Raw genomic sequence first — 25,736 nt, forward strand, 5'->3', positions numbered from 1 at the left:
AAAAGAAGCCTCAGCAGGCTGCCAAGGCTATAAAAGTCAGGTCGCTGCAACTGCGGCCTTCCTCTCTTTCATTTTTTCAATGTTCATCCATTCATATCTTCATTCTAGTCCTACTGCAGGCGATACCTACTGAAGCGGATTCGCAAGCAAACTCAGCTCGGGGTTGTGTTCTAACGCTTCCTTACAATAATCACATGTAATCCGAACGGTAACATCACCACCCGAATTATACGCTATTATATCCCTCCGCTCGTCAGGGGTCAAGAAATGAAAACCGAGCTGTGCTTCCGTGATTTTAGCCGAATCAATTCGTCCAATAAAGGTACGGCAATGCCGACATACATAATTCACTGACATAGTTATGCCTCCTGAACATGGTTTATACATCCAGTATGCCCAGGTTGTCCGAATAAAAGTCGCACATTTGATCTTTTTCCAGTGTTACTGCCTTAATACTGGATTGTATCAACCGTTGAATTTGGCCATCGTTTGCTCAAACGTATTCGTCAGGCTATGCTCCAGCGCATCACATGTTTGCTCAATCGTCTGCTCCAGTGCTTCTTTTTCTTTCTTCATGAATGTTGACAGTACATAATCTACAATGGCATGTCCTGGATCAGGCCGGGATATACCCATACGAACCCGGTTAAACTGTTGTGTACCTGTGTGCTGAATAATGGACTTGATCCCATTATGTCCACCGGCGCTACCCTGATATCTCAGGCGCACCTTGCCAATCTCTGTATCCATATCGTCATATACAACGATCAGGTCTTCCAGACTCACTTTATAAAAATCCATGTAAGCTCGCACCGATTCACCCGAAAGGTTCATATAGGTCATCGGTTTTATTAATACCGTTTTGACACCGCCAATGTTGCCTTCTCCGATCAGTGCCTTACACTTGTTCTGTGTAATCGAAATGTTATGGCGATCTGCCAATCGATCCAGCGCCATAAAACCGATATTATGCCGGGTTTTGGCATAGTTCGAGCCTGGATTTCCAAGTCCGACAATCCACTTCATCTTGTTCCCTCCTTCAATTATCACTTAGGTGAGGCATAGACTTCGAATGTTATATTTCATATAATATCAGGAAAGTACGTATCGAACATTTATCCACCCAGGAAGGTGAGCGGGTTTTGCGCGAAGATAATGGACAACTGACTCAACATAGTGACTTTATTTATCATCTGGAGCATCATGTGCCTGTACAAGTGTATGACCGTGACACTCATATCGAAATTGGTCTGATTACCCGTTTCGATAGTCAATTTGTCGAAATTGCTGACACGCTGTTTCACAGACGCCGCTTCCGCTTTATTTCCCGCCCGGGATATTAATGCGCCAGGCACCCTTTTACATCATCCTTTAAAAACGGCACGCCGACAGGGGTTACATTTTCCGTTCAACCGGAAGACGTAACCCCTCTACTACGTTATGCAGACATCCTTATTCAATTTCAAACAGCTTGCTGATGGACAATTCCTCATGAACCCGGATGATCGCTTCCCCAAGCAACGGCGCTACAGAGAGCACTTTAAGCTTGCTTGTTGGATTTGGATGTGTAATTGGAATCGTATCCGTTACAATGACTTCCTTCAGCGGTGCATTTTCCAGACGTTCCATCGCAGGTCCGGACAATACCGGGTGAGTACAGCATGCATATACTTCCTTAACGCCGCCTTCCATCAGGGCATTGGCTCCCAGTACAATTGTCCCGGCAGTATCAATGATGTCATCAATCAAAATCGCTGTTTTGCCTTCGATGTTACCGATAATATTCATGACTTCACTGACGTTTGGCTCAGGACGACGTTTGTCGATGATCGCAAGCGGTGCATTCAGGAAATCGGCCAGTTTACGCGCACGAACCACACCACCGTGGTCAGGTGACACGACAACTGGATTTTCAATCTGTTTCGAGCGGAAATATTGGGCCAGAATCGGCACGCCCAGCAGATGATCGACTGGAATGTCGAAGAATCCCTGAATTTGCATTGCATGCAAATCCATTGCAATCACACGGGTTGCTCCTGCCTTTTCAATCAGGTTAGCCACCAGCTTGGCCGTAATCGGGTCACGTGAACGCGCTTTGCGATCTTGACGTGCATAGCCGTAATACGGAATAACGACGTTAATTGTTTTGGCCGATGCACGTTTCAATGCATCAATCATCACGAGCATTTCCATCAGGTTGTCATTAACCGGCAAGCAAGTTGACTGTACGATATACACGTGACAGCCACGAACACTCTCGGAGAGTTTCACTTGAATCTCGCCATCACTAAAGCTGGTTGTATGCGATTCACCCATAGGAATCCCGATATAATCAGCAATTTGATGAGCAAGCTTGGGGTTAGAATTGCAAGTAAATATTTTTAATTTCGAGTCAAAATAAGTCATAAAATAAAAACCCTCCGTGCTGGTTCATTGGAATCTATAAGCGTCTGCGACATGTCGGCACCTCCCGATTAGCGGGAGGCAATTCGTTATCAAAACCCCTTATTCGGGTTTAGCATTTTGTTTCTTGGCTTTTGCACGTCCGCGGATTTTTTCCGCGTAACCTGCTTTGTTCTCCTGACGTGGACGAGCAATCGCCAGATCATTCTCAGGAACGGAATGTGTCACGGTGGAACCTGCAACGACATAAGCGCCTTTTCCAACCGTAATCGGTGCAATCAAATTGACGTTGCTGCCTACAAAGGCATCATCCTCAATCGTAGTTACAGCCTTATTATATCCATCATAATTGACCGTTATTGCTCCGCATCCAACATTTACGTTCTTGCCTACCTGTGCATCCCCGATATAACTGAGATGTGACACTTTAGACCCTTCGTCAATTGTAGCATTTTTCACTTCAACAAAGTCACCAATTTTTACGTTGCGACCTAACTTAGTGCCAGGGCGTAGATTGGCAAAAGGACCTACGGTTGCATCAGGGCCAACTTCTGCCTTCGAAAGCACCGAATGTTTAATTGCGGCACCATCTTGTATGATGCTGTCTTCAATGTCTGCATGAGGACCGATATGACATGCCTCACCAATCGAAGTAGTACCTTTAAGAACGGTTCCCGGATACAATACCGTATCTGATCCAATCGTAACATCTGCTCCGATATATGTCGATGACGGATCAATGATGGTTACACCGTTCAACATATGACGGATTGCCAGACGCTCGCGCATATAAGCTTCAGCCTGTGAAAGTGCAAGTCTGTCGTTTACTCCGATGGACTCCGCAATATCATCAGACATATAAGCCTCAACCACTTCACCTTCACTCTTGAAAATGCCAACCACGTCTGTCAGATAATATTCGCCTTGTGCGTTCTGGTTAGTCACCTTCTCCAGCGCGGCGAACAACTTCGCATTATCAAAGCAGTATGTGCCTGTATTAATTTCATTTACGGCATCTTCCTGCGGTGTGCAATCCTTTTGTTCCACGATCCGTTGTACGGAACCGTCTTCCCCGCGAATCACCCGTCCATATCCTTTAGGATTATCGAGCTGAGCCGTGAGCACTGTCGCAGCTGCGCCACTTTCCTCATGCAGCTTCATCAGACCTTCCAGCGTTTCGCTTGTAACGAGAGGTGTGTCACCACAAACCACAATCGTTGATCCATTCTCACTACCGAGCAGGGGATTCACCTGTTTTACAGCATGCCCTGTTCCGAGTTGTTCCGCTTGAAGTGCGTACTCCGCTCTGGAACCTAAAAATGACTGCACCGCTTCGGCCCCATGTCCGACAACAACTACGCTACGTTCAACGCCTGCGCGAAGTGCTGCATCCAGCACATGTCCGACCATCGGTTTACCGCATACGGGATGCAGCACTTTGTACAATTTCGATTTCATTCGTTTGCCCTGCCCTGCGGCTAGAACAATTGCCATGCGTTTCAAAATTAACGACCTCCTGTTCTGAAAATCCCATTGAATACCTTACACATTTCATCTCCAATGAGTATCATCCAGCCGGCTTCAAGCCGGTCTTGTTCATCGCCTGCTGTCTCTGTAATCACGCGTAACAACAGATTCATGATCAATCCATGACCTCATATGTTACGCCGTGTACCCGCGAGCTTAACTGAATCCCAACGATTCCTAAGATGCCGCTCTGCAACCGAACGCAGGACGCGCTCCGGTTCTCTTTTGAATAAACTCAATACTGAATATATCTTATTCCGGTCAAAAAGAAAAGAGAGCCATAAGACATGGCTCTCTTTTCCTTCGAACCCCAATAATGTTCTCAGGCACCTTCTTCAATGACTTCTTCCTCAGTAGCTGCACGATCGTACTCAGTTAATACTGCTGCCTGAATCTTCTCACGCGTACCAGAAGAGATCGGGTGGGCGATATCACGGAACTCTCCGTCAGGAGTCCGCTTGCTCGGCATTGCAACAAACATTCCGTTGTTACCATCGATGACACGAATGTCATGAACGACGAATTCGTTATCGATGGTAATGGATGCGATAGCTTTCATTCTCCCTTCCGAGTTAACGCGGCGGAGTCTGACATCCGTAATTTGCATGTGTGTGTTCACCACCTTTTTCCATCAGAACTTGGTGTATAATTCCACACAGCCTATACGAACTCCTTCTTTTCACGACCATAAAAATATCCTAATTTCAGGAATTTTTTTATTTAATACACAATTCGACAACGTTAGTGCCAGGTCGATGGAAAAGAACCTTTCCCGACATGTCATTCGTCATTATTCTACAGGTTAAAATAGTTACCAGGTGAGACAGATATGTGTCTGCTCTTGGCATCAACTGCTGTCAGCTTCGCGAGAGATACATAGTCCGTCAGCAGACGTTCCTCTGAATCCACAGAACCGGATTCCACCAAAACACCTACTCCAGCCACCTTAGCATTAAACTCCGCAAGCAAGTCGATCATACCTTGAACAGTACCCCCGGCTTTCATGAAATCATCCACGATCAATACTCGGGAATGCTCCTTCATCGCCCGGCGAGATAGGGACATAGTATGCAGACTTTTGTGGGACCCCGATACGTAATTAATACTTACGGCCGATCCTTCCGTAGCCTGATGGTCCCTGCGAACGAGTACAACAGGAAGGTTAAGCTGGGCTCCAGTCGCATAAGCAAGCGGGATTCCTTTAGTTTCCACCGTCATGACTACATCAATATTCATATCGCCAAAGGCCGTTGCAAAGATTTTGCCCGCTTCATTCATTAGAGCAGGCTGTCCAAGAAGATCTGACATATAGAGATATCCCCCTGGTAAAATCCGATCCGGCTGCGCAAGCTGTGTAGATAGCCGCTCAGCAAAAGCGAGAGCATGTTCCACAGGTACCTTTGGAATCCACTTTACTCCTCCAGCTGCCCCTGCCAGCGTATGCAGTTCTCCTGACCCACCTTCTTCGAACACTTCCTTGATAATAGCCAGATCCTCACTAATGGATGACTTGGCAGCACCATAACGTTCGGCAAATGTGGTGAGTGGAATCACCGTATGTGGTCTGGACAATAAGTATTGCGTCATTTCAACCAGCCTTGCACTTCGTTTTAACTTCTTCACAGAGATCCATCCTCACGATCACGGAACATCCAAATCCGAATAATTATTTAAAAATATACCACCTTTATACGTGTTTGTACATTATAAAAAGTGGGTTTACGTTAACAACCGTACCGCATAGACCTCTTTGCAGAACCCCCGAAGTCCGTTATAAATACGTGCCACTTTGGCTTCCTTGGACACAAGTCCGAATACCGTTGGTCCGCTGCCAGACATCAATACTCCGTCCGCTCCAAGACGAATCATTGCATCCTTGAGATGCTGCACTTCCGGATACAGCTTGAGCGTCACATCCTCCAAGACATTGCCCATCTGATTGCAGACCTCTGTAAAGGATTGATTGCGAATGGCTTGCTCCATTCTGGCTGCGCTTGGATGCCGAACAATCTTGTCGCTGCGAAAACGTCCGTATACATCTGCTGTGGACACATTGATTGGAGGTTTGGCTAAAATAACCCAGCATTGCGGCGGATTAGGCATCGGGGTTAACTTCTCCCCCCGCCCTGTTGCCAGTGCAGTGCCGCCTGTAATACAGAACGGAACATCCGAGCCCAGTTCTGCACCCAGCTCTTGCAACTCCTGATCCGGTATATTAAGCCGCCATAGACGGTTTAATCCGCGCAGTGTTGCTGCTGCATCACTGCTGCCACCAGCAAGACCGGCAGCAACCGGAATTTTTTTGTCCAGATGAATATGAACTCCTGTACGTACGTTGTACCGTTCCTTAATCAGTCTTGCCGCTTGAAACGCCAGGTTTTTCTCATCAAGCGGAATATAGCCAGCCTGGCTGGAGATTACAATCGTATCTCGTGGCAATTCTGACATTTCCAGTCGATCGGCAAGATCAACCATCGTCATGATCATTTCAACTTCATGAAATCCATCACTTCTTTTATGTAGAACATCCAACATCAAATTAATTTTAGCAGGCGCTTTTTCGTAAATTTTCAAGACGTTCACCCGTCCTCACCTTTTCCCTAAGACAACTTAACATATTATATCAAAATGGGGCTGTCAAGTCATTTGTATTCCTCATCTTATCGGGAAAAAGCGGGGTGATTCCTGCGAATTGCCCCGCTCTTCAATCTGGTAGAACCTGATTAAGATTTACGCGCTGCTTGCTCTGCCATTTGGATTGCCCGTTTCACCATGTTACCGGCATCCTTGGCTTTGATTCCGCCCCAGCCTTCCTGCTGAACGGTATCATAGAAGCCCAGATCCTTCGCCAGCTCATACTTCAGTTCTTCCGACATGACACTTCTTCTTCTCCGACTCATGAACCATCCTCCTCCAGATCTTATTCAAGACAAAATGAGTCCCTGCAATTCGGGATTGTTCACCCCCAAGTCCTGGTTCAACCTCCCCGCTTTAACAGAGAACTTTCCCCGGACCTGTTCAAATAGTATGCCGCCTGCATTCCTCAGTCATTCCTGTATATGTATGGTTTCGTCCTTATAAGAAACAGTAGCCGTACTCGGAGAATACAAAAAGCGATCCACCTAAGAGGTGAATCGCCCGTAAACCAATGCTTACGTCTCCATGTTGTAGGAATTAGTCTCACTGCCCGGGTCAAAGACCATGACTTCTACAGACTCCGTAAGTATATCCGCATAACTGTATGATACTCGCTTGAAGGTTTCTTGCTCTTCATCAAGCTTTACAATAAAAACAGAAGGGTACGTTTCTTCCAATACACCCGTACGCTCAATCGTCTTACGGCGGCCACCATTAGCCCGCAGCGTAATTTTCTGACCAATATGTGCATCGAGATTGCGTTTGATATCCAACAGCGTATTTTTAGCCATTGTGGACGTCCACCTCTTTTCTTGTCCATTATACTGTATTTTACAGTCACTGTCAAATCAAAGCTAAATATTATATCAGCACTAAAAAGTCGTTGTCAATGAATTTTTTCGCAAATAAAAAAAGCCCTCAAACGGGCTTTTCTGATTCGGGATTAAACCTTTAGATAACTTCATCATCATACTGCGGATGGATTCACCTTTAGTGTAGATAAATCATTAAGTCCCGGCAAACCAACTCGGTAGCTCCCCTTGGTTTCCACACCGCCTACACCTTGGATGCCGCTAATGGTGTTATTCAATACATCAGTCATATTGACGGTATCGCGAACAGACGTGAAGGAAGCCTTGGCAGCCACGTAAACCGGATCAAGCGCATGGATAAGAATTCGGCCTGGCGAACTGGCAAAGTTTGCACCGGCACGCAGCAGTGCCTCGAAGTGAGACTGACAGGCTCCGGCAATAATCGTCAGCGCATCCAGATGACGCTCGTATTGCCTTGCAACCTGAATGGCCGAGACAAAGTTTTGTGAATTTTTGTAGCTTCCCAGACTGTAAAGATCATAAGGCTGTCGTGTTTTTAGCACACCGTCATGACCCGTGATCACGACGATATCAGGACGGACTTTGGGCAGCAGGCGATACAACGTATCAGCCATGGCTGATTCATGTACATACTGTCCTTCCGCAGGAACACGAAGTTGCTCATACAGGTTCATACTTTTTTTCAAGTAATTTGGGTCACCATCCAGATGTAACACCTTGCCAGGCATTTCAAAATACGCCGGTTCCTGCTGAGCAGTCCATTCTTGCATCAGCCCTTCCCGGTTACGCTCTGCCTGCTCCATTCGGTTCTGCTGCAAACGTGAGAGCGTCTGATGGGCTTTAATGTGTGCCTGACGCGTTTTTGCGCTCTGTGGTTCGTAAGGAACCTGTATCAAATCGTCCACCGGGGAGTCTGCCAACAGCCGGAACTCGGTCCCTTTAATTACCGCAGCATCCGACTGTAGTCCTTCTACCCGGAAGGTCACATCGCCACCATATGACTTCCGAACGACCAAGTCTCCGATATTCATCACCATTATCACCTCTACCCTATCGTATGGGCAGAGACCCGGATTGGTTCATTGAAATTAAAGCTCGCCGCGAACCCCCGCTTCCCACATTACAGTACTTAAGGTCGCATATTCCTGCAGACTTAATGTTTCACCACGCCGTGAAGGCTGGATACCTGCCTTCTCCAGCAGTTGGTCCGCCTGTTCTCTGTTCTCCTTCGTGAAGAAGCGAGCTTTGAGATTGTTGGAGATCGTTTTTCTCCGCTGGGCAAAAGAAGCCTGTACAACCTCGAAATAATGCTTCTCGCTTGGGACCTCTACTGGCGGTTGCTCACGCACCTTCAGTTTAATTACCGCCGACTCTACATTCGGCTGTGGAATAAACACGGTAGGCGGAACCACACAGACCAGTTCTGGCATACTGTAATACTGCACGGCAATGCTTAGACTTCCATAATCCTTGGAACCTGGTGCGGCCGCCATACGCTCAGCCACTTCCTTCTGAATCATAACCACGATACTGTCTACCGGCAGCTTCTCTTCCAGTAGCTTCATCATGATTGGTGTCGTTACATAATAGGGTAAGTTTGCTACAACGCTGACTTTTTCGACCGAAGCAAAGTCCGTGGCAAACAGTTCAGCCAGATCCAGCTTGAGTACATCTCCATGATGAACACGCACATTAGGATAAGGCTCCATGACCTCCCCGAGAATCGGAATCAGGCGCTGGTCGATCTCTACGGCTGTAACAGGGCCTGCTACACGTGCGAGACGTTCTGTAAGCGCTCCGATACCCGGACCAATTTCCAGCGCACCCTTGGTCTCGTCCAAATCGGCTGCGCCCACGATTTTATTCAATATATTTTGATCGATCAAGAAGTTCTGGCCCAGACTTTTCTTGAAGGAGAATCCATGCTTTTGAATAATTTCTTTGGTACGTTTCGGTGTTGCTATTTCAATGGTTTGCTCCATGTCCTTCATATGCTCACAATCCTTCACGTTCAATTTGCGCTAATGCAGTGGAGAACTCTTCTCTTGTAATCTGGAATACACTCAATCGTTTGTGGAACTGTTTGCCGTTACAATACCCGATACCGAGTAAATTGCCCATCTCCATACGACGTGCGGCTGCCTGCGGATGTATGATCAATCCCGCTTCGATCAGATCCTCCCAATCAATTAGACTAGGTGCACCCTCATAGGATGTATGTACGCGAGCGAGTGCATGACGAATGGCTTCCGGTGAAGCATTCTCTACCCCGATATCCCCTTTACGCGTTGCGTCTGCCTCTGGAATGAAAGCATGCTTGCAGCCAGGCACCTTATTGGCGATAATTTTGCGAATACGCTCCCCTGCATGATCCGGGTCCGTCAGAATGATGACACCACGTCTCTCCTGAGCAAGTGCGATTCTTTTCAGAATACGCTGATTAATGGCAGAACCTCCGGTTTCAATCGTATCCGCTTCAACCGCTCGGCGAATTGCTACCGTGTCGTCACGACCCTCCACAACAATCACTTCTTTTATCATGTTCCGTTTCTTCCTTTCTAACGCAAAAAGAAGAGGAATATCCTCTTCTCTGCCAAACGGCGGAGGAGACTGAATTCAGACCCCTCCGCCGCATATTCCGCATGAATCATTCATGCACTATTTTATAGCATTCCCATTTCAAAGTAAAACGATTTTAGTTCGCTTCAGGCTTTACTGGACCAATCACATAGACCGTTTTGCCTTTTTTACGTCCGAAATTCAGGGCGTGCTTCACACTGTCGTAATAAACGTCGATTTTATTCCCTTTAATAGCACCACCTGTATCTTCCGCACGACGGAAGCCGAGGCCTTCGATGTATACCCACCAGCCGATTGGAATGACCTTGGGATCAACCGCAATGGTGCGCCCTTCCGTTACACGAGTACCGGAAGCTGTTTTTGTACCAATACCCGGCTCTTCAGAAGAGTAGGCAGTCATCGATACATTTTTCAAAACTTTAGAATACTTAAAAGAATTCCCGGAGACCGTAATCACCTTGCTGCCCGAGGCAGATGTTTTCTTCGAGTTCGTCGTTACTGCTGTTTTGGTGGTTGAAGTTTTGGCCGATACCAATTGAACTTCAGATTCCTTCACAACCGGCTTCGCCTTCGTACCTACAGCGATCACCTTATCTACACGATTGGCTGCGACCGTTTTACCCACCATCTTTTTGGAAACCAGTTCCCCGTCTTGAAATACCTTTTCGATATGCTGCACAATTGTGCCTTCCTTGCCTTTCACTACAACACGGTTATCCCCTTGGAACAAACTCGGGTCTGCCGTTTTCACAACCTTATAAGCAATCGGTTGTTTCACATCCACTGTATGCTTTGTTACACGCACTACACGAATCTTCATATCCGCTTTAATTGCGGTTCCGAGCGCTGGATACACTTTATCATGATTTGCAACTTCAATACCTGATTGCTGAATTACACCCTGTACCGATGAATCGGTTGTATAAAGAGTCTTGGTGTCTCCGTCTGCCGTGATTTTAACTGGAACGGCCCGCTCAATAACGATTCGGTCTCCGTCGGTAATTGCCCCGTTCATGGGCATGGATACCTTGTCGTGAGGGCTGACTGTGATTGATTGCTCCTCTAACATTTCCTGAAGCATTCCTGTACGAGTCTCTACCATCTGAGCTTTGCCGTCAATAACCAGTGATACCTGCTTCCCGGCCTGACCGTAAACGACTAACAAGATCATGATTGCAAGCGCAATTGAGAATATCGCGATCAATGCCATTTGACGCAAGTTCTCATGCTTCCACCGCAACGCGAAAGACTTACTGGATGATCGTGACTCATGGGTCTCTTCTGGTTGGAATATGCCCACTTCTCCGTCCTCCTTCATAGCCTCGCCGTCTAAAGTAATGCATGATGTCTTTGACGCGACTATACCAAATTTTCTACAGAACACAGATCAGAGATAATGACCGGTTCTGCACCATGAACCCCTCTTCGCAACATGATGTCATCCTCCTGAATACCTACCGTATGATGACAATATTTCTTTTATTCAAAACAAAAAAAGCCAAAGAAAGAGTGTAAGAGACCCTTTCGTGGCTTCCGAATAATTTTGAATATCGGAAATTCATGCACGAGGTTGCCTCTCTTTTTCCGCTTGCGAGGTTAGCTGTCGGGTTCGGGCGAAAGAGAGCCGCCCTATCTTAGGCCACCCGCTCATGGCGGATGCCCTTGAATTCACCCCGAGACCCAAAGAAGAAATCAAATACGGCTTCGCAGAACATTCCGCTGCTTTTGGGTCAGCGAACGATGCGCACCGGCTTAAATCACCGATGTTTAAGCCCTATTGGTTCCCCCGCTCTCCGATAACGGAGACTCAGCGAGATTGATTCATGAAAGTAATGTTGTTTAATCGGAAAGTGTCCCTTTGTTCATCCCCCGAACATCTGTCCAATTTTCCGCACAACAATTCACTGAAAAGATGATATCCTGTTTTGATGCATGTTGTAAAGCGTGGATCAAGTACGTTTTTCTAAATATTTGGTTAAAATATTGTAATATTCTTCAATTATTCGAGGCTAAGGGCAAATTACCTCTCTATAACTCCCTTTTTCACCTGATTTACTCGTTTTCTTACCGAATCCCAAAACGTTCCATGGCATTTTTGGTGGTTATTGCAGCAATTTCCTCCACCGAAATGCCTTTAATTTCCGCAGCTGCTTCGGCAACCAGACGTACATGCGCTGTCTCATTCCGTTTTCCACGATAAGGGTGGGGTGTCAGATACGGGGAGTCTGTTTCCAGGAAAAATCGATCCATCGGCACTTTGGCTAGCACCTCTTTAGGCTGTTTTGCATTCTTAAATGTGACGGGTCCGCCAAAGGACAAATGGAATCCTAAATCCAGACACATTTTCGCTGTTTCCCAGCTGCCTGAGAAGGAATGCATCACACCGCCGACCTCCCCAGCCTTCTCTTCACGCAAAATACGCACAATATCCTCATGAGCATCCCGATTATGGATAACAATGGGCATATTTAATTCACGTGCCAGAGCAATTTGTTGTCGTAATACGCGGTGCTGTACCTCCTTCGGCGAAGTGTCCCAATGATAGTCTAGACCAATTTCACCGATAGCTACCACTTTTTCATGTTTGCACAATGATGCAATCCATTCCAGGTCCCCCTCTTGCATCGTGATTGCATCCACCGGGTGCCACCCTACAGCTGCATGGATAAATTCATACGTTTCAGCCAATTTCAACGTTGTCGGAATGGTTTCCCGATTAAAGCCAATGTTGATCATACGAGTAACGCCTGCATCAATGGCCCGCTGGATCATGTCCTCTCGGTCTTCGTCGAATTGTGGTGCATCGAGATGTGTATGTGTGTCGAATAACATTCTCTTTATTTCTCCCTTCATGTCGAAAGTTAAATTTAGATTATTTCCTGTACTTGAATTCGAAAATTATTTTTTCCATCATAAATTGATTGGGACAAGCAATCATTTCAGTTGTTTTCATTTTCAATGCTCAAGCTACTATATATAGAAGAAAAATAAAAAGTCAAATCAACATCTTGCAAGAACAGGTGTGCGAAACTGTATATTTACTCACACAGATTACAAAATTATGTCGATCTACACATCCTCCCCATTAAAGCAGATTAATGTATCATGTAAAATAGCTCTCTTAGAAAGTCTTTTAGTATCAAAATGTTTCACCCGGCTGCATTACTCATGATTACAGAAAATAGGGGCGTATATAGGACGGTAATTCATGTAGGATAGCATCCACCTTATTTTGCGGATAGTACAGATGATGTTTGCCCAGATGAAGTCCGCTGATAGAACGCACAATATCAGAAACTTCTGATAACTCATGTAGCTTGTCCTGCCGATCCAGCAAAAGAATTTGTTTATCCATGGATTGATCTGGACGAAACACATCATACGGATTATCCGTTGGAAAATCAATTTCAAGATCGTACTCGGGATTCAGTCCTGCTTTTACAAACGCTTCCCGAATTTCTTCGATCATATCCAGATCCATCTGTTCGAGTTCCACATACTTATACAACCTGCGATTCATAAAACGTTCGCATAACTCACTCAGAACAGAATCGTCCTCCTTACGCCACTGCATAAAAGCTGTTTGAATTAATGATTCATCAAGCTGCAGATATTCATCAACTGAAATTTCTCCAAGAAACAGTTTTGGCAGTGGCTCCACCATGAAATGGAATGGAAAGCCTTGCTTCACAAGTTCTTTTGCCCGTTTGAAGATTTGCCGTAATATAATCTCGGAGCTGCGTGTCACAGGATGGAAGTAAATTTGCCAATACATCTGGTAGCGCGACATTAGATAATCTTCTACAGCATGCATGCCAGACTCTTTGACTACAATTCGTCCATGAAACGGACGCAACATACGAAGAATGCGATCCAGGTCAATTGTGCCATAATTTACTCCTGTAAAGTAGGCATCTCTGAGCAAGTAATCCATTCGGTCCGCATCAAGTGGACTGGTCACCAGATTTACGACAATCGGTTTATCATACGTCTTCTGGATAACTGAAGCCACTTTCTCGTCAAAATCAGGAGCATATCGTCTTAGAATCGCCCCTACTTCGGTGTCACCCTTGATAATGCGGCATGTCCAATCTTCATGATTCATATCAAAAGCCTCTTCAATAGAATGAGAGAACGGTCCATGTCCAAGATCATGAAGTAAGGCTGCGCACAATGTCACCAGCTTTTCTTCCTTCGGCCAGTCGGAATAGTGACTTCGTTCAAACTGAGAGATAATTTTGCGAGTAATCTCGTATACGCCTAGGGAATGAGAGAAGCGACTGTGCTCTGCCCCGTGAAAAGTAAGATAAGATGTCCCTAGTTGACGAATACGACGTAGCCTCTGAAATTCAGGTGTATTGATCAGTTGCCATATAATCGGTTCTTGCACATGAATGTAATTATGTACCGGATCTTTAAATACTTTTTCTTCTGTCAGACGATGTTCCATTTCGATTCACTCCTTTTATAATGTTCTCTTGCCTTAAAGAATAACGCTTCCAGCTTCATTTCCCAACAAAGATTCGACACACTATGACGAATTTTGTCGAATAAAGCACTTTTGTCGGTTTCCAAATCGACAAAGCTTACATGGATGTTCATATACGAAAAATTGCTCTTAATCCCTTACCACCAGTAAACTTAAGAAAAACACCCTATATTTTAAGCTAATTTTAAGGTTGACTGTTTTGGGAATCGTTGGTATGATGAGTATCATAAAACATAAAATTATGTCGAATAATGACAATGATAGTTAGCTGAGAGGAGCACTGATTATAATGATGAAATCAACAGGTATTGTAAGAAAAGTGGATGAACTGGGACGGGTAGTTATTCCAATCGAATTGCGTCGTACACTTGGTATTGGCGAAAAAGATGCTTTGGAAATCTACGTTGATGGTGAGCGCATCATGCTCAAAAAATACGAGCCAGCTTGTATCTTCTGTGGTAACGCTGAGAACGTAACTTACTTCAAAGGTAAAATCGTTTGTAACGAATGTATTTCCGAAATCCCTGCACCTGTAGCAAAATAAGAAAAACAGGTATAATGGAATTATCCAAATCGTTAATTCTAACCTTTTTATATTTCTCCATGACCTTCCCGGTGTGAACCCACCGATGGAAGGTTTTCTTTTTTCACCTTTAAGAGCAGACACATATCTTTCACATTTAGGTGTACTGCTCTTTTTACATTTTAAGGTTATATTAAGCTTGGATTTAATCTCTCTTTAAGGTATTTAAAACCAAATTTGGTATTTTGAATAGTGCTAACTATTCAATCAATGCATTATAGACGTCTCGTTTCGCCAAGCCCCGATCTGTTGCTGTTTTTTTCATCGCATCTTTACGGCTGTTTCCTTCATTTTCGTAATGTGCCACATGTTCCTCCAGCGATAGAACCTGCCACCAAGCCTCCCGTTCAGCCTTACGCTCTTCTTCTCTGATTCCTTCAACCAATAGGCAGTATTCACCCAAAGGCGGGTGCTCCTCGAGCCATTCCATGCATTCCTTCAGACTACCTCTGACAAATTCCTCATGCCGCTTGGTCAACTCACGAGCCAGTACAATTGAACGTTCGCCCAGAATTTCCTCCAGATACATTAACGTTTTGCGAATCCGGTGAGGGGACTCATAAAATAGCAATGTACCATTGGACTCATCGAAAGATTCCAGTACCTTACGCATATCCTTTTTCTCCCGCGGCAAAAAACCACCAAAGGTAAAACGCTCCGTGGGTAATCCGGATACGATCAGAGCTGATAATGCTGCATTCGGTCCAGGGATCGGAACCACTGCAATACCTGCTTCAATTGCAAGCTTCACCAGATCAGAACCCGGGTCCGAAATAGCCGGCAATCCGGCATCACTGACCAGTGCCAAATTTTTTCCTTCTATTATATAGCGTATCAATTCAGGGCCACTTGCACCCTTATTATGTTCATGATAGCTAAACAGCATGGAAGGTGTAATCTCAAAATGAGTAAGTAGCTTTCGGGTCTGACGTGTATCTTCAGCAGCGATAATATCACAGCCCTGCAATGTCTTGATCGCCCGGAAGGTCATATCCTCCAAGTTTCCGATCGGTGTACCAACCAAATATAACTTTCCTGCATGTTCGGACTGCTCACTGAAGCTTTTCTGAATTTGTAAAGACATCTAGTTTCCTCCTTCCTTCGTACGTTCAGCATGCTGCTGGCCATAGTATATCTCCATAATTTCATCACAATAACTTCCCTGTTCATTGTAAACAATAAGTGGCGGCAACATGCGTACCTCTGGCTTGCCATCCTTCATCGCTTCAATCAGCACCATGTTTGCTTCCAGATGAGCACGCGGGTGTACCATACGAATTCGCTTTGGCTCCAGCTTATATTCACGCATCAACGATATGATCTCGCCGAGACGCTGCGGCCTGTGAACCATGGATACTTTTCCCCCATTGCGCACGAGACGATTACATGCTTGAATAACTTCCTCCAGTGTACATCCGATCTCATGACGTGCCATAGCCTGATGGGTATTCATTTTGAGGTCACTTCCATTCAGCGGCATGTACGGGGGATTCACCGTAATGGCATCATACACCGCATGTCCTGTTTCTTTAACCAATTCTCGCAAATCTCCCTCACGAATATGGATGGACTCACCCAATTCATTCAGCTGCACACTCCGGCGTGCCATATCGGCCAATCTTGGCTGGATCTCAATGCCTTCCAGGCTTGCCTGTGTACGTGTTGTCAGTAAAATAGGCACGACCCCATTTCCCGTGCACAAATCCAGAACACGTCCTCGTTTCGGTACAGAAGCAAATCGGGCCAGCAATACAGCATCCATAGAAAAACTGAATACTTCATCACTTTGAATAATTTGCAGATTATGAGAAAGCAGATCATCGACCCGCTCCGATTCTTTTAAAATTACTTCTTGGTCTGTCATAGGGTACTCTCATCCTCCGGTACGTTAAACGTTTATAACCTTGAAAAAAAACCGTAGGGAATCCCTACGGTCACTTCATTTATTCAAAAAAGACAGGCAGAACAGACAATCGCCTTCCGTCCGCAAATGTCCATAATAGACGTTGCAGATATGGAATCCTTCATGATACAGCCGAGCCAAGTTATCGTAACCTTCGCCCACCACATCTTCACCTACAGCTGGACCAGCCGGTCTTGCGGCAGGAGCAAGAGCAGATGAGATCGGCAGATCTGCTGGCGCCTCACGCTTAAGCAGTTTGCGTAACTGCTCATTTTCGATGGTAAGCCGCTGATTATCTTCCAGCAACTCTTTGACAATCATTTTTAATTCTGCTAAATCACCGTGCAACTGACCCATTTGGGTTTCCATTTCATGAATGTGCGTAAACAGATTTTTCTTTTCCAAGTTTCCACCCCGAAGCAACCTTTATGGTTTACTTGATAACGACGTCATCCAGCGGAAGTTCTTTGACTTTACTGATGTCGAACAGTTGAACATGCACCGTGCGGTTACCAGCATTAATTCCGACAACTTTGCCTTCACCCATTGAGGTGACAACCAGTTTGCCTACAGCCGGCAGCTCTTCTCTCACGCTCTCATAATTATCATGCTCAAATTTCAGACAGCACATAAGTCTTCCGCACAACCCTGAAATTTTCGTCGGATTCAGTGACAGGCTTTGATCTTTAGCCATCTTGATTGATACCGGCTCAAAGTCCCCCAGCCAGGAGGAACAACATAATACACGTCCGCAAGGCCCTATTCCGCCGAGCATTTTTGCTTCATCACGAACACCAATCTGTCTCAGTTCGATTCGTGTCCGGAAGATGCTTGCCAGATCCTTGACCAGCTCGCGGAAATCGACTCTTCCTTCTGCTGTAAAATAAAAAATAATTTTATTGCGATCAAACGTGAATTCTACATCGACCAGCTTCATTTTGAGGCCATGGTCTCTGATTTTATTTAAACAAGTGCCGAATGCCTCTTTGGCTGCACGCTTGTTCTCATCCACCACACGGGCATCTGTATCGCCTGCAACGCGGATAACCTTTTTGAGCGGCAAAACCACATCAGCCTCGCCAACTTCCTTCTTGCCCACGACAACCTTACCGTACTCAACCCCTCGCGCCGTTTCCACGATCACACAGTTTTCTTTCTCGATGGGAAGGTCCAGGGGATCGAAGTAATAAATTTTGCCCGCCTTTTTGAAACGGACACCCACTACACTATACAAAAAATTAACCCCCTTGTAAGCCAACCCCACTTCGTCTGAAGCCCTGACTTCTTAGGGAACCCGCCGAAGTTATAACCGTTTGCATAGGATTGGAACTCACACGATCCTCCAGCCTTATGCCAAACCGATCAAAAATTGCTCCAGACAAAGCTGGCCATTGACATTAAAACGCAATTTTTTTCTGCATGCCGCGGCCAAATCCATATAGGAGACCCACTGCTCTGTGCTGCGGGTATTTGCCAACTGAGACAGCATGTCTAACTGATCTATAAAAACGATATGTTCATGCCTACCGTACTGAACATACAGCATGTCCCTGAACCACAAATGGAACAAACTAAGCAGCATGTCCAGGTGTTCTGAGAGTCCTGTTTTGAAAAGCTTCTGCTGTGCCGAGATCAAAGATGTACTTCCTCTGCCCAGGGACTCCTTCCCTAATTGTAACATTACGTTTCTAATTTCTGCAAACCAATTCTGCTGGAGAATTTCTCTACTTGCTTCCAATCCTGACGCTAAATGGACAGCTGAGCGTGCAAGATTCACAGGATAACCTTCCTCAATCAACGATTGAAGCATTTCCTCCGGATTCAGAGCACTGAACGGCACCATCTGAGAACGTGAGCGAATGGTAGGTAACATGGCCTGTCCATTATCTGTAATAAGAATGCCTACCGCCGGAACTTGAGGTTCCTCCAGAAATTTCAACAAGCTGTTTGCCGCCTGAACCGTCATTTTCTCAGCTTGCTCTATAATATATACTTTGGGATACCCAGCTTCCGAACGATAGGAGAAAATACGCTGCAAATCCCGAATCTGATCTATTTTAATGTTATTGCCATCCGGAGCAAGCATCGTCAGGTCTGGATGGTTTCCATGTTCTACTTTGCGGCATTCAAGACATTGCCCGCAAGCGTCATCCTCAAGCTCTGTGCAGAAGATTGCCTTGGCAAATGCCATTGCTGTCTGTAACTGCCCACTGCCAGATGGGCCGCTAAACAAATATGCATGACTGATGGCCTGACGTCTCAAACTGCTCTGTAACAATTGCTTGGCTGCCTGCTGGCCCATAATCTGTTGAAAGGACATACTTCCTCCTCAGAAGCTTAAATTAATAAGCATTCCCCGAATTTCTCCTACTTGTTGTAAAAGAGAGATTTTCCCCTCTTCTGTATCCAGCAATTCATCTGCCATAGATAACAGAGCCGAGTCAATCTCATCAATCAGTTTATATCGTTTACCCCTGCCGCGGCGATCCCAACCCCTTGTCTCTTTCATAGATACACCGCGGCGGACCGTCTCTTCCAGAAATCTTTTAACAAGCTGCTTGTATGCCTTAAGTTCACGAATCGTCATGGATCGAGCCAAACGATCGCCTTGAAGCTGGATTTCGCTTAATCGACGGTTAAGCTCTGCCTGGGAAGCACGTTCCCCTTGGTGGTTCATCATATCAGAGAAATTTTTGGATTGAACCGGCTTCGAGCCTGAATCATTCGTATTGATTCCAGTCTGTAGCGGTCTAAATCCAGGATTGATTTTCATGGACACGCCTGCTTTCTATCATCGTTAGGCCAATCGCACATCAGCACAGAGCGCATTGCGCCTGTGCGTAAGATGGACCTTATAGGTTGAGATACACTGTATATATAATGGTAGAAAGATAATCTTATCTACAATTGTATTCTAAGTCGCCTCTCCCAAAAGAAGCATATTATTTCGGAATAATGTCTCTTTTGGGAGAGAGATGTGCCGGTTCTTGTTATCAAGAAGGGCGCTCCATAAGTGGCACGTATGCATACCGGATACGTCCTTTTACATCCTTCGTTATCTTCTTGCAAGATGCAATCATGCTATCGATAATGAAAAACACTCATGGAATTTCATGCACATAACGCATTAGAAATGTTCGAAACGATCTACCGGAAGAACAAATACAGTTGCTCCACCAACTTGGACTTCAACAGGCAGCGGCAGGTAAGAGTCGGTCGTTCCGCTCATCGGTGTAACCGGAGTTACGAGCTGTTCACGAACCTTACAACTGCTGCGAATAACGTTCATCACGGACTCGACTTGACTATCATCGACACCGATCATAAACGTCGTGTTGCCTGCCTTCAAAAATCCACCGGTACTGGCAAGCTTGGTTGCCCGAAAGTTCGCTTTGACCAATGCGCTGGATAATCGGTTGCTGTCTTTATCCTGTATAATCGCAACAATCAGTTTCATCCTGCATAACCTCCTTTAGAATAAGCATTTCTAACAAAATGCCCTGTCTATATATTAGACAATTACTCGTCAAAATCCTTCAAAACTCCGGTCTCTAGCGACAAAATCATCGCTTTTTCCACCTCATCAGGAGCCATCGAAGCATCGATAACTTTGATCCGCTCCGGAAACTGTTTCTTGAGCAGGAAGTAAGCTTCACGTACTTTGCGATGAAACTCCAGATTCTCCAGATCAAGACGGTTAATCTCACGACCATCGTGGGCTTCAATACGACCAAGCCCCTCTTCTGGCTCAATATCCAGATAAAGTGTCATGTCGGGCATCAGATCCCCAATCGCAAATCGATTGATTGCCCATACATTCTCCATTCCGAGGCCGCGAGCATATCCTTGATAGGCCAGACTGCTATCTACAAAACGGTCACAGATCACAGTTATGCCAGCTTGCAGTGCTGGTTCTACCTTCTCCGCTAGATGCTGACTGCGTGCAGCTGCATAGAGCAGTGCTTCGGTTCGGGCATCCATCGCCGTATGAAGAGGGTCAAGGATGATGCTGCGTATTTTCTCTGCAATCTCAATCCCGCCAGGCTCTCTTGTGACTAGGTAAGGTATACCCCGTTCTTCAAAATAAGAACCGATTCTACCGATCATCGTCGTTTTCCCTGAACCCTCTCCTCCTTCCAGCGTAATGAATTTGCCTCTGCCCTGCATATGCTTCCCTGCCTTCTGTATTCATAGCTGCATCCATTCGTGGCCATTATGCATTTGCCCAGACCCTCTTGCTTTTAGGATATGATCTCCTTCGCCCAGAGGTGTATAGGAGCAACTGCATTTAATAACACTAAAATAATACAAGCTTGTTTTCTTTCTATCATACTATAACGGGGCTTTTACTCCAACAGGCAGCATGTGTCCTTTTTCAACCATATGATGATTTAACCGAAGACACTATTCTTAAAATGTCAACTTATCAAAACAGCTTCTTCGCCGGAACTTGATGAGTAATGAATAGAAGTTTCTAATACTCACAACAGTTCTGGAGTAGTCTTTATTCCAAAGTGATCCTAGAAGTTCATCTATTTTAATTATGATGTTCACCTTCATGATGAACCTGATATGCCTTTTACTGGCTTCACATACGAGTACTTCTATAACCCAGGCTTCAAGATCTTTAATTTCTGATTGGTATGGTCTGAAATCCCCTGAAATTTGGCCCCTGCATCGCGTAGAATTTGAATCCGCTCTGCAACCTTTGAATGTATTCGCTCACCGGGATACACTAATGGAATCCCTGGAGGATAGGGAATAACCATCTCTGCTGATTGATAGCCTGCACAATCTTCGATCAGTACCTCAATCGTATCTATGTCCATGATCGGTTGAAGAGAGAAAGCAACAGGCTCTGAGAAAGGTTCACTTTCTGCTATATTGTTCCACGTGGAAACGTAGGATGGTGATGGTGGACCACTTAGAGAATCTGGTTTTACAGGCTCTGTTGATGACAGTGAATGTTCTGGTGTACAGGTAGTGCTAATATACTTCAAAGCCTGTAGCACATGCTCGGCATCCTGCAATGTCGAGCCAAGACTGAAGAGCAAGACGACGTATCGTTCGTCACTCATCTCTGGCACGCAGCCGCAAGCTTCCAGTTGCTGCTGCAGCCCATAACCGCTCAGTACCCCTGTGTCGTCATAAATGACGACCTTGAATGGGTCCTGAGCAGTGTATCCTCTGCGGCCAGGCATCGCCGCCGGAACTTCATCGCCGTAGGCAGGCTCTTGCTGCAGCATGTCCACAGGCTGCAGCCATTGAAAGCGCGGCAGCTCTGCGAGGCCACGCTTCAATGCTTTCACGGCAGCAAGTCCTGCCGTGAAAGCATCCGCGCCGTGCACATGCAATAGCCGGCGCGACAGATCAAGCGAAGCCATCACCGGGTAGGATGGGCTTGAGCTCTGCACCATGGCCAGACGCTGCCGAAGCAGGGACCGATTCAATCGCGGCCCCTGAATGTGCAACATGGCTCCCATGGTGAAAGCGGCCAGCATCTTATGCGTCGACTGCACTACACCGTCTGCTCCGCAGGACAGTGCAGAGACAGGCAGCTCCGGATGCTGCCCATAATGCGCGCCATGCGCTTCATCCACGAGTAGAGGCATGCCAGCCTCGTGGCAAACCCTAGCAATAGGCGTCAGATCCGCACCCATGCCGTAATAATTCGGCAACGTGATAAACACGCCCTTTGCCTCAGGATACTTCTGCACAGCAGCCTGAACCACCTCAATCGGCGGCATGACAGCAAGTCCAGATCCAGCATCAACCCATGGCTCCAGAAATACCGCTCTTGCGCCCGCTAGCATCAATCCATGAATAACAGATTTATGTACATTACGCTGTACCAGCACGATGCTCCCTGGTTCATCACAGATCGCGAGCAATAAAGACAGGTTACCTGCTGTACTACCCCCAACCAGAAAGAAACTTTCTTCCGCGCCAAAACAATCTGCCGCAAGTTCCTGTGCTTCCTTGATCACTCCCTCCGGGTGATGAAGATCGTCCATGCCGGTAATCTCCGTAACGTCCATTTCCATCATGTCCAGATAAGCATGCACTGGTACGACATGTTTGGAACAGTATGAGTTCTTCAACGAACCAGCTGTCACTTTGCTTTGTTCCGCCTCTTTTCTCTGATCTTCTTCATTTCCCTGCTCATCCTGCCTCTTTTGTTTCGCTCTTAGAGTGTTCCCGACCTCTACAGTATTTCCTATTTCTTCTTGCTGGACCTCTCCCACCACGTCGGATTGCTGCATCCATTGCTGATAGACTTGTCCATTTTTGTGCCCTGGCACATGAAATGAACGCTGCTTCGAATCACGATATGTGAGCAACGCTTCATATAGAGGAGCCTTCTCTTTCCCTACACCTGATATATTGTTTTCGTTCATCTGATATCCATCCTGTTACTGTTAATTTCGTAAATCATGCATCTGCACTCTTTATTTCAGCATACGCTTTCTGCACATGTCAGACAAGGTAAACCCCTCTCAAACAAAAAAAGGCCTCGCGGGCCTATATATAATCAACAATATCACCATATTCATGTCTAACCTCTATGTGGAGAATAAGCCATTCTTAAGCGTTCTTTTGCACCCAAATCTGCTTCATCTGATGAATAAAAAAGTTATACTTCGCATCCTGCGCGTCAGTATGAACCATCTCTGATTCACAAGCATCACATATGAATTCAGATACAATAAAAATGCCTTCTCTCTTCCACTGCTCGCAAATAATACATGTGTGTTCGGCATGTTCTTCCATGAACCATCCCACCTTGTTTTACGTTTACTATCAGTATTGCACAGTTTCTATTATTTTAAACATTTTCATAGTGCTTTCTTTCTATAAAATATATATATTCGCTCCACCCTTAATAGGTGTCTGTACAGATAATATACAATTAATTGTTCCCAGTAAACGTTTATCCTTCGATCCAATCCCCGTTCTCTTTTCATGAAATACACGGTATTTCCCTATATCGCTTTACGCTGATCCAATCTACGATATAATAACCTTAAAAAAACTTGGAATTTCAGCCGATATATAAGATATGATAACGATAACAAAGTCTGACACGTCTCATAAATACTTTCATCACCCTCTTTATTTTCTCAATACATATGCATGCACTACTCTACTACTTACTCGTATATTTGAAGGAGGATTTAAAATCGTATGATCGCCGAACCGGAGAATAAGGCAACCTTTTATCAATACCGCCTTCTGAAAAAGAAATCCATCGCTCGTAGTGTTATTTACAGCTACTTGTGTCTTCCTGTTATCATGCTCTTATTCAATCTGTTAGCCTTCTCCTGGAACGGCCTCTTCTTCTTTTTACTGGCAGGGCCGATAACCGTCTGGATCCATTATGTCATTGCAAGAACCATATTACTGCTCGTTCGTACCTCGTATACCAAGCGTTGGCACTGGAACTTACGTATGCCCTGGTTTGGCTACATACCAGATCAGCACTTTAGTTACCGTATGTTTGTCCGGGTTCACCTGAACATGAGTTGGATTGGATTGTGTATCATTACCGTTTGCCTGCTATGGTCTCCAGTATCATTCACACTGTCCCTCATATTCTGGCATTTGTGGTTACTTGGACCTCGTTTATACGTTGTGCTGATTCTCGCTCGTGGACGTAAAGATGGTCTTATCAAATTAAATGATCAAGATGTATCTTATTACTTGCAGTAAACTAGTTATATTCACTTACTATCCTTCTTCCATCTCCAAAAAAAGGTTATCCACAGTGGATAACCTTTTTCCTTATTTTTCTTTCTGTTTTTTATCCACAAATATGTATTCCAAAAACATCTCCGTCTTGAAGTGTACCTTACGTTTGATTCAGTTATGCTAGCCTTCTATGCAATCTTTATCTGTAACCTCAAATTTCTGAAGTCTTCAACTTCTGATCACATAAAAAAAGCCCTCACCTCACTCGATGAGAACTTACACTTATTAGGAACAACACAATGTTAATCCGTACACGTTAACAAAATCAGATTCAATCCTCTTCACCAAGTGATTTGATTGTTGTCTGCGTTGTTTCATTTCTAGGAACCATTATAGTAAAAGAACCATCATGAACAGCCAACTGTACAATGTGTCCATCCTTAGAGAAAACATGCAAGTTACTGGAGGCATTCGACGACCGTTTGGCCTGTCTTTCCGTCCATCCCCAACTTTTTATCTCATCAAGGTATACCTCAGGCAAGCTAGTACTTTCACTGATTCCAGACAATGTATATCGAACATAATCCATATCCGAGTTATTTTCGGACTGGTCAGATTTATTCGCTACTTTTGGTACAGGGAAACTCTTTTCGTTAACTGCACCTTCATATGAGATCCACATAGAACCTGAAGCTTCACCGCATCCTGCAAGGACTATTGCCAGACAAAGCAACAGAAACGAATGGAGTCCTAATCTCCGCCAACTTAACACACACACCCTCCTTTTCACAGCTGCACAATCCAGCTCTTCGGTCAGGTACTTTTAGCATATTTAACATAGTCCTATTATACTGGTTTTATCCCTGTCATCCGTAACAAAAATGTTACCTTCCCATAACGAAGATGTCAGAGCTTTATACCTGCATCAGAGCTTTTCGTTTCTTTTAATGAACAAAAATAAAAACCACCACCGAATTACATCGGCAGTGGTTCTTTGCTTGGCGGCGTCCTACTCTCCCAGGACCCTGCGGTCCAAGTACCATCGGCGCTAGAGGGCTTAACGGTCGTGTTCGGGATGGGTACGTGTGGAAC

General features: G+C 45.3%; 30 protein-coding genes, 1 rRNA gene and 1 riboswitch. Of the genes, 3 read left to right on the forward strand and 28 right to left on the reverse strand.

Annotated features, from left to right (window positions below; all coding sequences use genetic code 11):
• Positions 1-126: 126 nt before the first annotated feature.
• Together AB4Z30_RS26095 and pth are read right to left on the reverse strand one after the other, a co-directional pair.
• Positions 127-357 (reverse strand): anti-sigma-F factor Fin, encoded by a 231-nt coding sequence (locus AB4Z30_RS26095; protein WP_434748614.1) that lies wholly within the window; start codon positions 355-357, stop codon positions 127-129.
• A 108-nt stretch (positions 358-465) separates the two neighbouring features.
• Positions 466-1,026, reverse strand: coding sequence for an aminoacyl-tRNA hydrolase (gene pth, locus AB4Z30_RS26100; protein WP_441930348.1), 561 nt, complete (start codon positions 1,024-1,026; stop codon positions 466-468).
• A gap of 116 nt (positions 1,027-1,142) precedes the next feature.
• Between pth and AB4Z30_RS26105 the strand changes: the two genes are divergently transcribed.
• Positions 1,143-1,343, forward strand: coding sequence for a hypothetical protein (locus AB4Z30_RS26105; protein WP_110899227.1), 201 nt, complete (start codon positions 1,143-1,145; stop codon positions 1,341-1,343).
• Positions 1,344-1,452: 109 nt separating this feature from the next.
• On the opposite strand, the gene AB4Z30_RS26110 is transcribed toward AB4Z30_RS26105, so the two are convergent.
• From AB4Z30_RS26110 to AB4Z30_RS26175, 14 genes are all read right to left on the reverse strand, one after another.
• Positions 1,453-2,406 carry a ribose-phosphate diphosphokinase gene (locus AB4Z30_RS26110; protein WP_441930349.1) on the reverse strand — a complete coding sequence of 318 codons (954 nt, stop codon included), beginning with the start codon at positions 2,404-2,406 and terminating at the stop codon, positions 1,453-1,455.
• A 99-nt stretch (positions 2,407-2,505) separates the two neighbouring features.
• The gene (glmU, locus tag AB4Z30_RS26115; protein WP_441930371.1) at positions 2,506-3,897 is read right to left on the reverse strand and encodes a bifunctional UDP-N-acetylglucosamine diphosphorylase/glucosamine-1-phosphate N-acetyltransferase GlmU; all 1,392 of its coding nucleotides are present in this window, start codon (positions 3,895-3,897) and stop codon (positions 2,506-2,508) included.
• Positions 3,898-3,908: 11 nt separating this feature from the next.
• Complete coding sequence (locus tag AB4Z30_RS26120) at positions 3,909-4,043, reverse strand: hypothetical protein (protein ID WP_441930350.1); 135 nt, start codon at positions 4,041-4,043, stop codon at positions 3,909-3,911.
• 209 nt (positions 4,044-4,252) lie between these two features.
• Entirely contained in the window at positions 4,253-4,537 is a 285-nt protein-coding gene (gene spoVG, locus AB4Z30_RS26125) for a septation regulator SpoVG (protein ID WP_017691372.1), read from the reverse strand.
• A gap of 188 nt (positions 4,538-4,725) precedes the next feature.
• Positions 4,726-5,553, reverse strand: a complete 828-nt coding sequence (gene purR / locus AB4Z30_RS26130) for a pur operon repressor (RefSeq protein ID WP_441930352.1) — start codon at positions 5,551-5,553, stop codon at positions 4,726-4,728.
• A gap of 96 nt (positions 5,554-5,649) precedes the next feature.
• Entirely contained in the window at positions 5,650-6,504 is an 855-nt protein-coding gene (gene ispE, locus AB4Z30_RS26135; protein ID WP_441930353.1) for a 4-(cytidine 5'-diphospho)-2-C-methyl-D-erythritol kinase, read from the reverse strand.
• A gap of 149 nt (positions 6,505-6,653) precedes the next feature.
• On the reverse strand, positions 6,654-6,830 hold the full coding sequence (locus AB4Z30_RS26140) for a small, acid-soluble spore protein, alpha/beta type (RefSeq protein WP_090924606.1): 177 nt from the start codon (positions 6,828-6,830) through the stop codon (positions 6,654-6,656).
• Positions 6,831-7,082: 252 nt separating this feature from the next.
• The gene (veg, locus tag AB4Z30_RS26145) at positions 7,083-7,358 is read right to left on the reverse strand and encodes a biofilm formation stimulator Veg (RefSeq protein WP_145336376.1); all 276 of its coding nucleotides are present in this window, start codon (positions 7,356-7,358) and stop codon (positions 7,083-7,085) included.
• A 176-nt stretch (positions 7,359-7,534) separates the two neighbouring features.
• On the reverse strand, positions 7,535-8,431 hold the full coding sequence (yabG, locus tag AB4Z30_RS26150; protein ID WP_441930354.1) for a sporulation peptidase YabG: 897 nt from the start codon (positions 8,429-8,431) through the stop codon (positions 7,535-7,537).
• 57 nt (positions 8,432-8,488) lie between these two features.
• A complete protein-coding gene (gene rsmA / locus AB4Z30_RS26155; RefSeq protein WP_441930355.1) occupies positions 8,489-9,391 on the reverse strand; it encodes a 16S rRNA (adenine(1518)-N(6)/adenine(1519)-N(6))-dimethyltransferase RsmA in 903 nt (300 codons plus the stop codon).
• Between the two features lie 4 nt (positions 9,392-9,395).
• Positions 9,396-9,941, reverse strand: coding sequence for a ribonuclease M5 (gene rnmV / locus AB4Z30_RS26160; RefSeq protein ID WP_441930356.1), 546 nt, complete (start codon positions 9,939-9,941; stop codon positions 9,396-9,398).
• Positions 9,942-10,095: 154 nt separating this feature from the next.
• Positions 10,096-11,280: a ubiquitin-like domain-containing protein gene (locus AB4Z30_RS26165; protein ID WP_441930357.1), complete on the reverse strand. Its 1,185-nt coding sequence runs from the start codon at positions 11,278-11,280 to the stop codon at positions 10,096-10,098.
• Positions 11,281-11,549: 269 nt separating this feature from the next.
• Positions 11,550-11,803, reverse strand: a riboswitch (cyclic di-AMP (ydaO/yuaA leader).
• A gap of 241 nt (positions 11,804-12,044) precedes the next feature.
• Entirely contained in the window at positions 12,045-12,812 is a 768-nt protein-coding gene (locus tag AB4Z30_RS26170) for a TatD family hydrolase (RefSeq protein WP_441930358.1), read from the reverse strand.
• A gap of 340 nt (positions 12,813-13,152) precedes the next feature.
• A complete protein-coding gene (locus tag AB4Z30_RS26175) occupies positions 13,153-14,430 on the reverse strand; it encodes an HD domain-containing protein (RefSeq protein WP_441930359.1) in 1,278 nt (425 codons plus the stop codon).
• Between the two features lie 328 nt (positions 14,431-14,758).
• Between AB4Z30_RS26175 and AB4Z30_RS26180 the strand changes: the two genes are divergently transcribed.
• Entirely contained in the window at positions 14,759-15,013 is a 255-nt protein-coding gene (locus AB4Z30_RS26180; protein WP_017691383.1) for an AbrB/MazE/SpoVT family DNA-binding domain-containing protein, read from the forward strand.
• Between the two features lie 238 nt (positions 15,014-15,251).
• Here the strand turns inward: AB4Z30_RS26180 and rsmI are convergent, their stop codons facing one another.
• The 10 genes from rsmI to AB4Z30_RS26230 all read right to left on the reverse strand — a co-directional run bounded on the left by rsmI (position 15,252) and on the right by AB4Z30_RS26230 (position 23,726).
• The gene (gene rsmI, locus AB4Z30_RS26185; RefSeq protein ID WP_441930360.1) at positions 15,252-16,136 is read right to left on the reverse strand and encodes a 16S rRNA (cytidine(1402)-2'-O)-methyltransferase; all 885 of its coding nucleotides are present in this window, start codon (positions 16,134-16,136) and stop codon (positions 15,252-15,254) included.
• Positions 16,137-16,916: a tRNA1(Val) (adenine(37)-N6)-methyltransferase gene (locus tag AB4Z30_RS26190; protein WP_441930361.1), complete on the reverse strand. Its 780-nt coding sequence runs from the start codon at positions 16,914-16,916 to the stop codon at positions 16,137-16,139.
• A 75-nt stretch (positions 16,917-16,991) separates the two neighbouring features.
• Positions 16,992-17,360, reverse strand: coding sequence for an initiation-control protein YabA (locus tag AB4Z30_RS26195; RefSeq protein WP_441930362.1), 369 nt, complete (start codon positions 17,358-17,360; stop codon positions 16,992-16,994).
• A 28-nt stretch (positions 17,361-17,388) separates the two neighbouring features.
• On the reverse strand, positions 17,389-18,189 hold the full coding sequence (locus tag AB4Z30_RS26200) for a PSP1 domain-containing protein (RefSeq protein WP_090924595.1): 801 nt from the start codon (positions 18,187-18,189) through the stop codon (positions 17,389-17,391).
• Between the two features lie 114 nt (positions 18,190-18,303).
• The gene (holB, locus tag AB4Z30_RS26205) at positions 18,304-19,275 is read right to left on the reverse strand and encodes a DNA polymerase III subunit delta' (RefSeq protein WP_441930363.1); all 972 of its coding nucleotides are present in this window, start codon (positions 19,273-19,275) and stop codon (positions 18,304-18,306) included.
• Between the two features lie 9 nt (positions 19,276-19,284).
• On the reverse strand, positions 19,285-19,728 hold the full coding sequence (locus AB4Z30_RS26210; RefSeq protein WP_090924593.1) for a YaaR family protein: 444 nt from the start codon (positions 19,726-19,728) through the stop codon (positions 19,285-19,287).
• A 354-nt stretch (positions 19,729-20,082) separates the two neighbouring features.
• Positions 20,083-20,412, reverse strand: coding sequence for a cyclic-di-AMP receptor (locus AB4Z30_RS26215; protein WP_047914178.1), 330 nt, complete (start codon positions 20,410-20,412; stop codon positions 20,083-20,085).
• A 62-nt stretch (positions 20,413-20,474) separates the two neighbouring features.
• Positions 20,475-21,122, reverse strand: coding sequence for a dTMP kinase (gene tmk / locus AB4Z30_RS26220; protein WP_441930364.1), 648 nt, complete (start codon positions 21,120-21,122; stop codon positions 20,475-20,477).
• 437 nt (positions 21,123-21,559) lie between these two features.
• Positions 21,560-23,353 carry an aminotransferase class I/II-fold pyridoxal phosphate-dependent enzyme gene (locus tag AB4Z30_RS26225; protein WP_441930365.1) on the reverse strand — a complete coding sequence of 598 codons (1,794 nt, stop codon included), beginning with the start codon at positions 23,351-23,353 and terminating at the stop codon, positions 21,560-21,562.
• 187 nt (positions 23,354-23,540) lie between these two features.
• Positions 23,541-23,726 (reverse strand): sigma factor G inhibitor Gin, encoded by a 186-nt coding sequence (locus tag AB4Z30_RS26230; protein ID WP_441930366.1) that lies wholly within the window; start codon positions 23,724-23,726, stop codon positions 23,541-23,543.
• Positions 23,727-24,140: 414 nt separating this feature from the next.
• Between AB4Z30_RS26230 and AB4Z30_RS26235 the strand changes: the two genes are divergently transcribed.
• The gene (locus tag AB4Z30_RS26235) at positions 24,141-24,665 is read left to right on the forward strand and encodes a hypothetical protein (protein ID WP_441930367.1); all 525 of its coding nucleotides are present in this window, start codon (positions 24,141-24,143) and stop codon (positions 24,663-24,665) included.
• Between the two features lie 310 nt (positions 24,666-24,975).
• Here the strand turns inward: AB4Z30_RS26235 and AB4Z30_RS26240 are convergent, their stop codons facing one another.
• Positions 24,976-25,416: a hypothetical protein gene (locus AB4Z30_RS26240; protein ID WP_441930368.1), complete on the reverse strand. Its 441-nt coding sequence runs from the start codon at positions 25,414-25,416 to the stop codon at positions 24,976-24,978.
• A gap of 224 nt (positions 25,417-25,640) precedes the next feature.
• Positions 25,641-25,736, reverse strand: a 5S ribosomal RNA gene (gene rrf / locus AB4Z30_RS26245); the annotation flags it as partial.

This window comes from Paenibacillus sp. 2TAF8, from assembly GCF_052114825.1.
Classification (GTDB): Bacteria; Bacillota; Bacilli; order Paenibacillales; family Paenibacillaceae; genus Paenibacillus.